At 35.6% G+C, this 14020-nt stretch carries 8 protein-coding genes; 1 reads left to right on the top strand and 7 read right to left on the bottom strand.

Features of this window, described 5'->3' with window-relative positions; all coding sequences use genetic code 11:
* The first annotated feature begins 269 nt into the window (after positions 1–269).
* A complete protein-coding gene (locus ACWA1B_RS17570) occupies positions 270–2726 on the top strand; it encodes a glycoside hydrolase family 9 protein (protein WP_456909137.1) in 2457 nt (818 codons plus the stop codon).
* Positions 2727–2806: 80 nt separating this feature from the next.
* Here ACWA1B_RS17570 and ACWA1B_RS17575 read toward each other — a convergent pair whose 3' ends face one another.
* The 7 genes from ACWA1B_RS17575 to ACWA1B_RS17605 all read right to left on the bottom strand — a co-directional run bounded on the left by ACWA1B_RS17575 (position 2807) and on the right by ACWA1B_RS17605 (position 13707).
* A complete protein-coding gene (locus ACWA1B_RS17575) occupies positions 2807–3973 on the bottom strand; it encodes an alpha/beta hydrolase-fold protein (RefSeq protein WP_456909139.1) in 1167 nt (388 codons plus the stop codon).
* A gap of 21 nt (positions 3974–3994) precedes the next feature.
* Complete coding sequence (locus ACWA1B_RS17580; protein WP_456909141.1) at positions 3995–6568, bottom strand: glycoside hydrolase family 9 protein; 2574 nt, start codon at positions 6566–6568, stop codon at positions 3995–3997.
* Between the two features lie 135 nt (positions 6569–6703).
* Positions 6704–7825 (bottom strand): alpha/beta hydrolase-fold protein, encoded by a 1122-nt coding sequence (locus ACWA1B_RS17585; protein ID WP_456909143.1) that lies wholly within the window; start codon positions 7823–7825, stop codon positions 6704–6706.
* 24 nt (positions 7826–7849) lie between these two features.
* Entirely contained in the window at positions 7850–9148 is a 1299-nt protein-coding gene (locus tag ACWA1B_RS17590) for a glycosyl hydrolase family 8 (RefSeq protein WP_456909145.1), read from the bottom strand.
* Between the two features lie 14 nt (positions 9149–9162).
* Positions 9163–10722 carry a glycoside hydrolase family 43 protein gene (locus tag ACWA1B_RS17595; protein ID WP_456909147.1) on the bottom strand — a complete coding sequence of 520 codons (1560 nt, stop codon included), beginning with the start codon at positions 10720–10722 and terminating at the stop codon, positions 9163–9165.
* Positions 10723–10748: 26 nt separating this feature from the next.
* Positions 10749–11711 (bottom strand): glycoside hydrolase family 43 protein, encoded by a 963-nt coding sequence (locus ACWA1B_RS17600; protein WP_456909149.1) that lies wholly within the window; start codon positions 11709–11711, stop codon positions 10749–10751.
* Between the two features lie 58 nt (positions 11712–11769).
* On the bottom strand, positions 11770–13707 hold the full coding sequence (locus ACWA1B_RS17605) for a glycoside hydrolase family 97 protein (RefSeq protein WP_456909151.1): 1938 nt from the start codon (positions 13705–13707) through the stop codon (positions 11770–11772).
* Positions 13708–14020 lie beyond the last annotated feature (313 nt).

Raw genomic sequence — 14020 nt, forward strand, 5'->3', positions numbered from 1 at the left:
GTGTATAATACTATTTTGGGTAAAATTAATATGATAAAAAATAAATTGTAGATAATACATTAAATATGGAATCAGGGAAAATACACCGGAAATTATTAAAAGATTAAAAGCGCATCAATTCTTCTATATTACGCTTCAATTTTGTTATTCAGATTATTAGCATAAAACTACATTTATGAGCTTAATGGTTTTATTTGATTATTCAATTAATTAACATTAACCTATCTACAATTCATTTTAGAATATTAACCGAAATACCTAAAAAAATAATGAAAAACAAAGCTCTTCTTGTTTTTGTGTTACTAGCAACGCTGCTACAAATAAAAATGGAGGCACAAAATAATTTAAAACTCCACCCTAAGGGGTATTTTTCTGCCCGGGGATTAGAGGTAACCGTTTTTGATGATATTTATCCCGACGGCCATCAAACCGGTGTGACAATGATTCAACATGGTGAACGCGTTATGGCAAATGGAGATTTGCGCTTAGAAATTTCACCTGGACAATGGTCTCCAGTACCAAAAGAAGTAGAGAAGAAAATAGATCCTGCAACACAAACAATTTCACAATCCTTATCCTATCCGGATGATACTAAAAATCATGTAGGTTTTAATCCAATAGATTATCCAGATTTAAAGTTGAAATATAAAGTAAACGTAACGCCTACAGAAGGGAATAATTTTCGGATAACCGTTGATTTAGAAAATGAAGTTGATGCAAAATGGTTAAGTAAAATTGGTTTTAATATTGAATTGTTTCCCGGTGATTTATTTGGGAAATCTTATATCTGTGATGGAAATTTTGGCATTTTCACGCATTCTCCTTATGGACCTGTTCAACCACAAATTGATGGGCAAAACCTGGGAATACCGCTTTGTAAAGGAAAGAAAATTACAATTGCTCCAGAAAGCGATTTGTCAAGAGTAAGTATTCAGTCTAATTTAGAAGATATTGCATTATGGGACGGAAGAATTAATCATAATAACGGATGGTTTATCATTCGCGCTCCTATTGCTGCAAAATCCGGAAAAAGAGTTATCGATATTACCGTTTCTCCCAATGTTATTCCAAATTGGACTTACAAACCGGTAGTTCAGGTTTCACAAGTGGGTTATTATCCAACACAATCAAAAGTAGCTATTTTGGAAACGGATCCAAATGATACCGAACCATCTGAATTAATTTTGATAAAACATGATGAATCTGGCAAGAAAAATATCAAAACCATAAAGCCTAAAAAATGGGGAGATTTTTTAAGATATAACTATTACCAAATAGATTTTTCTGAAGTAAAAGAAGAAGGAATGTATACGTTAAGTTATAGAGGAAATGAAACTTCTCCTTTTCAAATAAGCAAAAAATTATATGATCGAAATGTTTGGCAGCCTGTTCTGGAATACTTTTTACCTGTGCAAATGTGTCATGTGAGGGTAAATGAAAAGTATCGGATTTGGCATAACTTCTGTCATTTAGATGATGCTCAGATGGCTCCAGTTAATCTTAACCATTTTGATGGCTATGTTCAGGGGCCCTCAACACTTACAAAATATAAATCGAATAAAGTTGTTCCGAATTTAAACCAAGGCGGATGGCACGATGCCGGAGATGATGACTTAAGAGTAGAATCTCAAATAGGAACGGTATGGAATCTGGCACTCATGTTAGAGGAGTTTAATATTGAATCTTATGATGCAACAAGTATTGATATAGATAAAAGAATTGTTGAAATTCACCAGCCCGATGGCAAATCTGATGCATTACAGCAAATGGAACACGGACTGGCGTCTATATTGGCAGGTTATCGTTCTATGGGACGTTTGTATCGAGGAATTATTACTAATGATTTAAAACAATATGTACTTCTTGGAGATTTTGGAGGAGTTACTGATAACAAATGGACTGCAAATCCAAATGGTAAAGATGATGATAGATGGGTTTTTACCGAAGACAATCCTGATCGGGAATTGTATGTCGCGGCCGGACTTGCAGCTTCGTATAGGGTTTTAAAAAACAGTAATCCAAAATTAGCTAGAGAATGTCTGGAAACATCCAAGGCATTATATAAAACATCTTTTGCAAAATCAAAAAGAGCGGAAAGTAAAATAACATTGCTTGTTGAATTGGCGCAGGCCACTAACGAAGCAAACTACATTAATCAAATTATCGATTTACAAGGAGATGTTTTAAAAGATTTCGAAAATTTAGGATGGAGAGTTGGAAGAATAAAACATCTTATTAAAGAGAAATCCTTCCTTGACAAGTTGAATTCTGAGGCACAAAAATGGAGTGTAAAAACCAAAAACAATTCCCTTAAAGATTCTCCGTACGGAGTTCCTTATACGCCTAATATTTGGGGAGCTGGATGGACTTTGCAGGAGTTTGGTGTACAGCAATATTATTTTTCGAAATCATGGCCAGAGTTTGCCAACTATGAAGTATACAGTAACGCTTTAAATTTCATACTTGGAGTTCATCCGGGTAATAATACAGCTTCTTTTGCTTCGGGAATTGGATCTAATTCAGTATTGGTAGCGTATGGTATGAATCGCGCAGATTGGTCTTATATTCCTGGCGGAGTTACTTCAGGCACGGCGCTTATTAGACCAAACTTACCCGAACTTAAAAAATGGCCCTACTTTTGGCAACAAACCGAATATGTTATGGGAGGCGGATCTACAGATTTCATGTTTTTAGTTTTGGCGGTTCAAAAGCATTTTGGAAATTAAATTTACGCAAAAACAAAGGGATAAATCTTTAGCAATAATCGTCTAAAAATTTATCCCTTTTTTTCTTAATTACTCTAATACTATTTGAACAACTTAGAAGCAAACTGATATAAACATCTGCGCCATGTTAGCCATTCGTGAGCAGTTTCTGAGGATTCATAATAAACATATTTGATTCGCTGTTGGTCTAGCATAGTTTTAAATGCTCCAATTGATTTAGGAAAGGGATTTGGCTCCTTGGTTCCTAATCCTAGCCAAAAAAGTTTTATTTTTTTATTAAGCGCATTGCCGTCTTTATACTTTCCTTCTAAAAAAACTGAAGCGTCAATTGGATCTACACTTGGATAATTAGCTGTACCGCTAAATCCTCCGTAATATGAAAAAGTATCCAAATGATTCATCATAATTCTCATTGTTTGATTGGCACCCATCGAAAGACCTGCAATAGCTCTATGTTCTCGATCGGCGATTGTACGAAACTTAGAATCGATCATCGGAATAACTTCGCCAATAAGCACTTCTTCAAAAATGGATTCCGGACGTTCTTTTTTATCCTTTAATTCATTGCTTTGTGGTTTATAAGCATAGCCATTATCCATAACAATAATCATTGGAGTTGCCTGCTTTGACGCAATCAGATTATCTAAAATCAAATTTGCTTTGCCCTGCGCAGACCAACCTGTTTCGTCTTCAAAACTTCCGTGTTGTAAATAAAGCACAGGAAAACGTGTTTTTGAACTTTCATTGTAACCAGAAGGTGTGTAGACAAAACATCGTCTAAAAGAATTTGTCAATTTTGAAAAGTAAATATTTTCGCTTACCAAACCATGAGGCACATTTTTCAGGGCAAAAAAATCCTGATCCCTGGCTGGAATTTCTATGCCACTACCCCACCTTCCCGCACCATAAAAATACAAACTCCCAGGATCTGGAACTGAAGCGCCATCAATGTTTAATTGATAATAATGAAATCCTTCATCTTGCGGATTGGATTCTCCTGTCCAGACTCCATTGGCGTCTTTTCGCATATCATATTTCACACCGCCAATATCGAGTTGCACTTTATTAGCATTTGGCGCAGCGATACTAGCACGTACACGTCGTTGTGAATTAACCTGAGGGAATTGTTTATCCTGCTGATTAACTGATGATGTTTTAAAATCTTCAACAATTTGTGTTTCCTGACTCCAGCCTGATTCGAAGCACAAGCTGAAAATTATAATGGCAATATTTAGAAATTGTTTCATATTTAGTTTAATTTAAGTTTGTTATTTTTCTTTAGCCAAATCATTTACAGCATTCGCAAGAAAAACATACCACGCTCCACCATCAATAATACATTCATTTTCGCCCCAAAAAAATGGCCAGTCGTCTTTATTCTCTAAATAATCTGGTTTAAGAAAAATAAGTCCCGGCACTACTCCTCCCGCAATAGTTGTAAAGTCAGCTCTGTTACCTCCATAAGCTACTTTTTTGGATTTGTTTCCCACTGCATTCACAAAAGATAAATTAGAATAAGGGTGACAGCCAAAAATGTAATTCAATCCTTGATACACATATTCCTTATTCATTATATCCGGATAAATTTTATGAATGTAATAATTTGTACTTGCCCAATTGATAACTTGCGAAGTACCGCCCCAGCCTCTTTTTGCTATCGGCACACTATAAGGGTTTTCGGCATTTTCTTTCTCCGTTTTTTCTTTATACTTCACTACATAGCCACGTAATTTTTGTTTATAATTATCATCCATATAAGGCACAGCTAATAGAGCCGAATTCATATTAAATTCTAAATTATCGTCCAATGCTTTCCAAATTCTATCTAAAAAGCCTTTTTTATATTGCTCCTCTTTTGTGCTTAGATAAAGTTGTAGTATTGCAATCATATCACTTCCTTTACCCCATCTTGACATTGGGCTATTGTCTGGTTTTGCCTTTTTTTCTATTTCGGTTGCCTCGTTGGTCAGCTTTATAGCTAGAGACAAACATTTTGCAGAAAGTGCATCATTATATCCTTTTAAAGCCCTGCTGGCTGCCGCTAAAGCTCCTGCTGTTCTAAAATCAAGAAATGAAGTTCGGTTGGTAAATGCCCATCTGTCATCAAGCGTACCACTGGAAACGCCATTTGACTCATAAGGTTTAAGAGATGAATTATAAGGAAGATTATCTGTCTCTGTAGAAGCATCGCCCAAATGATGATACTGATGCAAATTAGGCACAACAATTCCTCTAACCGGATGGCCAATATTCTCGACTTGTGCCACAAGATTCAATACGCCGTGTTCTATTTGCTGTAATAAATCAGGTTGCCCATCAGGGCGGTGAATATCTACAAACTGTGTTTTTTGATCAATATAGGTTTCGTCTCTTTTTAGTTTGAAAGCTTCCCATGATTCTACAAAACTATTGATAACACTAACATGCGAAAAAGTTTGAATATCAAAATCACCGGCATCAAACCAACCTCCTACGGACATTCCCGGAATACGTTCTAAAGATTTGTATTTAGTGTCTGTTGTAGGACCTTGTTTATAACCATCAAAATGTTCATGATTGATTGGTGCCTGAAGGCAATCGTCTAAAAATGGTTTTCCGTGCCAAACTCTGTACGCCTCATTTACTTCCATGTGATCCATTTGAACAGGAAACCAAACATCCATAGTTGGATACCATATTTTCGAGTAAATATCATCTTCAATCTGAAAAGTATTTGTTTTTTGGTCGCCGTACTGAATATAATAAAGTCCTTTTTCTTTAACAGTACTAAAATCAAATTGAGCATAATTATATCTTAGATAACTTCCCCAAATTTTGACATCGCCTTTTAGTTTTTCAGTAAATTTTCCATCTTCGCCAAGCTTAAATAGTGATGCGTTGCTTAATGCTTTATCATTTTTATCCAATTCAATAACGGCCACTTTGTTTTGGTTTGGCATATATCCTACTTGCGAAAATCCAATTACAGGTTCTCTTTTCCAGTTAGGAATTGCATTCGGTTCTACATACCAAGTCAACACTTTTCCTGTTTTATTTGAAGGAAGAATACTTCGCGCAATAAACCAGCCATTCTGCCCAATATTTCTTCCATCAAAAAGTAAAACTTCCTGATCTTCGGATTGGATTTTTACCTTATGCTCAGGATTTTCAGGAGCAAAAATCAAATTTTTACCCGATGCCAGTGGTTGTGTCACTATAAATTCATTTCTTCCACGATCGTCAAATGTGGTATGTCCCGCAAATTGAGGTATTTTTTGAGATAAAGGTTGAATTTCAGTATTTCCTGCAGGATATCTCGGAAATGTTTCCGCTCTTCCATCAACCAGATAATTACTTTCGACGTAAGAGGAAGGCAAAAATTCCATGTTAAATCCTGCTCTTCCTTCTAATTTCTTTGGAACAGGTTTATCCAATAAAACAGTGATTATAAAACCTTTTCCTTTTGAAGTCACTATTATTTTGGAATCAAAATCAAATTCTTCATATCGTAGTGTAACTTCAATGGTATTATTTGCTTTGTCTACTTTTCGACTCGTCATTTTTGGAATCAAGTCCCATTGTTCTGGTGTGTTTTGAAGTCTGATAGCTCCGCCGGTTACCGTTCTGACACCATGATGGATAAATTCTATTCCGGCCGTTTTTTCGTCAAAAAACATTCCGTTGTATTCGTTATTAAAAACCCAGACATTCAGGCCCAGAGTTTCGAAATATTCTTTTTCGTTTACTAATAAATTCTGAGAAAATGACTTGTTTGCAAGACTAAACAAACAAAAAAATATAATTACTTTTTTCAATAAAGATTCATTGAAAATTACCACTACTATACTATTAAGTTTACGCATAATTTTATATTTAATTATTAAAGCCAAAACAAGTACCTGGACTGATGAATTGTTTATTTGTCATGTTTTGGGGCTAGTACAATTCATCGCCAGATACTGTAAATTTGATGAACAGATTAGTAATCCTCAAAATCGCTACTCTTTAAATAAAAGTGGTGCCAATTCTTTGAAGCTTCGGCGCCAGGTTTGAAATTCATGACCTGTATTTTCTGAAATATAGGAAACAGCATTAAAGCCCGTATTTTTAAGATTTGATACCGCGTTTTTAATACCGTCAGGGTTTTCTTTACTTCCACAACTTAAAAAAACAAGTTTAACTTTTGATTTATCTTTAATGTCTTCAGACTTATAAATTCCTCCACTAAGCAGTGCATAGTGAGAAAAAACTTCAGGCTTATTAAGTGTTATCATTTTTGTTTCCATGCCTCCCATTGATAAGCCCCCCATGGCACGATTAGCCGGAGTGGCGAGTGTACGGAAATTTGAATCAACATACGGAATTAATTCTTCTACAAGAACCGTTTGAAATGGTTCTATTTTAAAACTTGCCAGCCCACCATATTTAATTTCATTTGTCATTCCGTAAGTCATTACAATAATGAATGGTTTAATTTTACCTTCTGCAATTAAATTATCCATGATTGAATTAACGTGTCCCTGATTACTCCAAGCCGTTTCGTCTTCTCCCCAGCCATGCTGTAAATACAAAACAGGATAACTCTTATTTTTATCTTTATGATAAGATGGTGGTGTGTACACAAAAGCTCTGCGTGACGTGTTGGTACTTTTTGATGGGAAAAGAATTTGCTGTACATTTCCGTGAGGGACATTTTTCAATGCATAAAAGTCCTGATCATGGGCCGGTATTTCAATCCCACTTTCCCATCGGGTTGAACCATAAAAGTTTAGTGCTCCCGGATCGTTAAAAACTCCTCCATCGATAGTTACATGATAATAGTGAAATCCTTCATCCATTGCTCCGGAAGTAGTACCTCTCCAAAAGCCATCGTCCGCTTTTATAAGTGGAGTACCTCCTTTTGCTCCGCCCAATCCAAGACTTACCACAACAGATTTGGCTTCTGGAGCTAAAATTTGAAAACGTGCATATCCCTGAGAATTTACTTGTGGATATTCCTGCCCGGGCTGATTAACTGTTGAAGGTTTAAAATCTTCGATAATTGAAGTTTGGTTTGTTTGTGAAAAACCTGCTCCTGCTGACAAAATAAATAGCAACATAAAAATTACATACTGTTTCATATTTTTATTTTTTAAGTTTAAAAGTTATTTAACTGATGGGGCAATAATTTTATAATTTCCGCTAAGATGCATTAAACTAAACAGATACATTAGCCCATCATAATAAGGATCAAAGTAACCATCTTCATAAGGTTCCAGTTTGGCATTCCAAACGGCATGAACAAAATCGATACTTCTTTTATCTTTATTAACTAATGATGCAGTTGCTGCAGTTCCAACTAATCCAATAGAATGTCTGAGTTTTTTGACCGGACCAGCCTGCAGAATAAAATCGGGTCTAGAACCATCCAGATTAAATTGATCTTCATAAATATCCAACCCTTTCGATCTTAGGAAATTTTGAAATTTTGAAGCATACTCTTCCTGCCATTTTTTATCTTTTCCGTACCAGCTATAATCCATTGCAATATTCATGGGAACGCGCCAGGAATCATATCGAAATCCAGGTGGCATCCAAGGTGTAGGATGAGGTTCTCCGGTAAACTCAGTATAATCTGAATTTAAGCCCGTTACAGGATGAGTTACTTTGTGCAAAAATTCACGAGAAACAGCAGCACATTCCTTATAAAATTGCTCGTGGCCATCTTTCGCATACAATGCCCATATTTCGAAAAATGCAGGAACATGATAAGAAGGATCTGTCCAATTATAACCACCGCCTTCGGGCACGAATGAAATTTGCTTGTGCTCGGTATTTATAATATTATGGACATTATTACTGCCGTCTTTTTTCCACATATTATCCAATATTCTTCTGGCTTGTTTATAATAATCTATTCCTGTACTGTTACCCCATTTATTTGAAGCAAAGAGCAGGCTTGTGATATAATATAATTCTCCATCTGAAGCAGAGCCAGCCGAATTTTGTTTTTTAGTTTCAGGATTTACACTCCATGCAAAATAACCTTCTCTTGGACCTTCCTGATGTTGCATGTATTTTACAGACCATCTCCAGATTCGGTCAAAAACTTCTTTTTTATTCAGCTGAACGGCAATCATCATTCCGTAAGACATTCCTTCGGTGCGGGCATCTTTATTTTTAATATCCGAAACATATCCTAAAGAATCGCCTTCTTCAAAATAAACTTTATTTGGCCCTTCAAAAACATCATAATAGGCTTTTGCTAATTTTTTATCAATATCATTTTGGTTATAACCTGCTTCCTTAAAAAGATTACGATATTGAGGTGTTTTGGACTCCGCTTTACCTTCCTTCTTTTTATTTTGACTAATAACCAAAACTGGTAAAATCAATCCCAAAAACAATACTAAAAAGTGAAGTCGAACCAAGGATTCGCTTGTGAAATTTTTATCTATAATCATGATTCTTTTTTATTTTAATAGTTAATTCTAAACCAGTCAAAATCTGCATATCCGCCACTATTTTTTGTTGCATAATTAAACAAGCCAAAACGATAGCCCATAAAATGAGGCAGCGTATATTTCATTTTTAATGTTTCACCTATCCGATTCCAATCTTTTCCATCTAAACTGTAGAAGAAGTTTGCCTCATCTTTTTTATTCGTGAAATCACAATCAATTTTGAAATAAACCTGATTTTGTTTCAATGGAATTTGCTCTTTTTCAATAGTATTATCATTTTGAGCGCTAACCATTACGATTACCTTTTGCCCATTTTCAACTTTTACTCCTACTAAACCATACTCTTTTTGTAAAACACTCAATCCGGCGAAATCGCCATCTTTCATTTGTGAAACATCCAATAAAACAGAAGCTTTGCTCGTTGGCCCGATTGTGCGTTGTGTAAGTGTATTTCTGGCTAAAAGAAAATCGTTGTCAATTCTTCCCGTCTTAAGACGCAAGTAACCTTTTCTTTCTTTTAAAGACCAAAGGGAATTATCCGGATTATGATTCCATTGCCAAACTAATGGAAAAATTTCTTGTCCTTTCTTCCTATCGAATTCATCAGAAGCTACTAAATTCGGAATCAAACCTTTACTGGCTGGTAAATCTAAATTTTCAGAAACTTTATTGTTTTCACCTAATACTGGCCAGTCTTTTTCCCATTTTACGGGAACCAAATATGGAATTCGCCCAACAGCACCAAAATCGCGGAAGAGATAAGAAAACCAGCGTCCGTCAGGAGTATCGATCAGGCCGCCTTGTGCAACACCTAAGTCCTGTAAACCAATTTTTCCTTCCCAAGGACCGGTAATATGATCTGCTTTATGTATAACTACGGTTCGTATTCCGTCTTTCGGCCAACAGATATTAAATAAATAATATTTCCCTTTAATTTTGAATAATTGCGAACCCTCAGCTTGGAGCATGATATTATTTCCAGCGGGTTCACTGGCATTTTCTATGATAATTTTTTCCGGAACATTTTGTTTGATTCCGGTTAATTCATCGTTTAGTTCAACTAATTTAATTTGACCCGTTCCATAAATCAAATACGCTTTTCCATCGTCATCAAAAAAAAGAGAGTGATCGTGATAAGCTGGTTGAAAAGAAACTTTTTGCCAATTTCCTTTTTCTATATCATTCGTCTTAAAAATATAAGTTTCACCAGTGGTTTGCGCGAAAGTTGTAACATAATAAGTCCCATTATGGAAACGCAAACTGCTTGCCCATGAACCTCTTCCATAGGTGCTTTTTCCTTCAGTTAAATTTAATTCCGGCACATCTGCCAAAACATCATAGGCATAATTAATCAGTTTCCAATTGACCAGATCTGTAGATTTCATAATAGGCAAACCCGGACTCATGTGCATCGTAGTGCTACTCATGTAATAATTTTTCCCCACTCTAATTATTGAAATATCAGGTACATCGGCAAGAACAATTGGATTTTTAGCCTTTTTCTCTTGTGAAAAAACAACCGTCTGACTAATTAAAATAAAGAAGGTAAAAATGATGCTAATTCTTTTTTTCATTTCATAAAAATTAAATTGAGATACTTTTACTTGATTTCCTTTACCCCTTCAGTAGTTTGTATTATTTTCTGAATGGTACCATCTTTATTATAATGCATATAATCGACGCAAATTGAGCGTCTATAGCTACCGCCAGTTGGCAAGCTTCCGTTATGATAGAAAAAATAGGATTTGCCTTTATAGTCAATAATGCCCGGATGTGTGGTAAAACTATTGGGTACATTTTCCTGAATGATTCCTTGGTAAGTCCATGGACCTGTTATTTTTTTAGCGGTGCAGTATTCTATCATTTCTGGTTTTGTGCCTGCACTAGCATATACCAGATAGTAAAGTCCTTTTCTTTTGTAAACCCAAGGGCCTTCGATATAATTTTTAGGTTTGAAAGTAGTAATGGCTCCCTCTACTTCTGTCATATTCTTTTTAAGTTTTACCCATTTACAACTGCCATTACCCCAAAACAAATACGCTTGTCCATCATCATCAACAAATACAGTTGGATCGATGTCATCCCAGGCATACTTCATGTCTGTTGTCATTTCATTTATTATAAGCGCTTTTCCAATTGCATCCTTAAAAGGACCTGTAGGACTGTCTGAAACGGCTACGCCAATTGCGGCACCGCCACCGCTTACATCATCTTTTTTATGAAATGTAGAGACAAACCAGTAAAACTTTCCATTTCTCTCGATACATTGCGCTGCATAAGCATCGCCCGTAGCCCAGGAAAATGTGCTGGGTGAAAGCAATGCTCCATGATCTTTCCAGTCTTTCATGTTGGTTGTAGAAAATACGTGCCAATCGGCCATTTTGTAATTTGTGTCCTGCTCCGTTGCTACATCATGTCCTGTATATAAATACAATGTACCTTTATGTACAATTGGTGCCGGATCAGCAGTGAAAATATCGTTGATGATAGGATTTTGGGCTTCCATTTTTATTGCCGACAGACAACAAAATAGCGCAAATAAAATTTTGGTTTGGTTTCTCATTGTAGTTTTTTTTGGTTTGGTTTTATAGTTAATGCATGCAATGTTTATTAATTTTAAACTAGTGATCAATTGGAGTCAATGAAATTGCAAAGCCTCCTCTTCGCAGTAATTTTACCTCAATAGTACTGTCTTTATTTACTTCCAAAACTTGCGACATAAATGCTTTATCATGAATGCCATCGGCAATAACAACGGCTCGATATTTAACCCCGGCACTTAAAAAGTCAAGCTTGATTTTTTTAGTAATTTCCTCACGGTCAGATGCACTAATTCCTCCAAGATACCAAGCGTCTGCTTTTTTGCGTGCTATTGTCACATCTTTACCCGGGTAGCCATCTATTAATTTGGTAGTATCCCAAGTTGTGGGAACTTCTTTTAAGAAATTTTTCGCTTCATCAGGCAGTGAATAATATCCTTCAGGCCGGTCTGCCAAATGCTGCAAAGGAGATTCAAAAATGACTGAAAGCGCCAACTCATGCCCGTAAGAAGTATGATGCGGAAATTGAGAATTTGTGAAAGTAACGGGCGTATAATCCATTGCTCCTACAACATTTCTTGTAAAAGGTAAAATGGTATTGTGCTCTGGTGCTGTGGTCGAAAATTCTGGGCCATTGTTGTACCATTCAGCCCCGCGTACAGCTTCGTAAGTCATTAAATTTGGATAAGTTCGCGACCAGCCGCGTGGCACAATACAGCCATGAAAATAAACCATCATTTCAAATTGAGCTGCGTCTTCCAAAATATCCAAATAATAGTTGATCATGTCCTGTTTTTCACTTTCAAAAAAATCAACTTTTACTCCAGCTACACCTATTTTTTTAAGTTTTGTAAATTCTTCAATTCTATTTTTATGCGTCAGCATTCTATCTTTTGGGGTCGAAGGCACCCATGTATGATCGCCTCCTGAGTTATACCACATCCATGGTTTTATACCTTTTGAATCAATATATTTTAAAGCATCTTCTAAATTTCCACCATTCGTCATCGTATCCCATTCCCAGTCCAAAAGCGTATATGGCCAATTCATGTTTACTGCTAAATCAGTAAACTCGCAAACGATTTTATAATCTTTAGTTCCATGATTATTGGACCAATAATTCCAGGAAACTTTTCCAGGCTTTATCCAATCAGTAGTTTTAAAAGCAGTTGGAATCGATACATCCTCGATTAAAGTACTTTCGACAATATCGGCTAAACCTCCAATAGTAATTACCCTCCAAGGTGACTTCCACGGAAGTGAAATTTTGGGCTTTGATTCGCCAGTGCCTCTACCATCTTGTTGATCGGGAAATGTAAGTTTGTATGTATCGATATCTTTTATATTGCTCAATTTTGTTCCGCAATAACTGCGGTTTAAATCCGCTTCATGTAACAGAAACCAGCATGATTTATCCGGTGAATTAAATAGCGCCGGATAACACCATTCTCGCTGGGGTATTTTATCATCACTGCTCGAATCATAAAGTCCTTCATTTGCCGGATTCCATTTTTCTAACCATCGCTTACTTTCTTTTGGTATTTGATAAGCAGTTAATTCATCATTAATTATATAAGAACCTTTTTTTTCTGGAAATTCATATCGAAAGGTAATGCCATCATTATACACTCTAATAATAAGATTCAGCTTTGCCTTGCTGGGATTTTCAAAAGAAACAACTATTTCATTGGCTTCGTTTTCACGTACCGATTTCTTACCAAATGGAAGTTCATAATGCACTTTGATGCCTTTTTGCTTCGATACTTTTAAAAACCGAAGTTCTTTTGAAAAATCCTGATCACTTCTTGAAAGTCCTAAGTTTATCTTTGAAATTATATTCATTGTATGAGCATCCGTTTTGTGAGACACTTTTAAATACCACTCCCCTTTGACATTCGAGCCAACAGCTTGCATTGCAGCCACTATTTTGTTATTTGGTGACTTTAAAAGTATATTTTGAGACCAGACTTGAGAAAAAACTAAGAAAATGAAAAGCAGAACAATAATTTTTATTTTCATGATTCTAAATAATTCTTTTTATTATTATTTTCTTCGATTAATCACGTTATAAATAGTTTAGTTGTTGAAGAATGAAAAAGCCGAAAGGGATCAAGCTTCCGGCTTTACGATTTAAAAACTAACAGGCACTTAGTTATAAACAAATTCTGTAAAATAACACTTATAACCCCACCACCAACTTTTAAACCATTTTTTATGTTTCAATATTTAACTGGCTCACAGTAAAATATTTATAACTTTAATTATAAACTGAACTTAGTTTTCTTATTCGATGTATTGCTATCCAATATTTTTAACATGCGACGATTTATTC

The sequence above is a fragment of the Flavobacterium xizangense genome, from assembly GCF_054075145.1.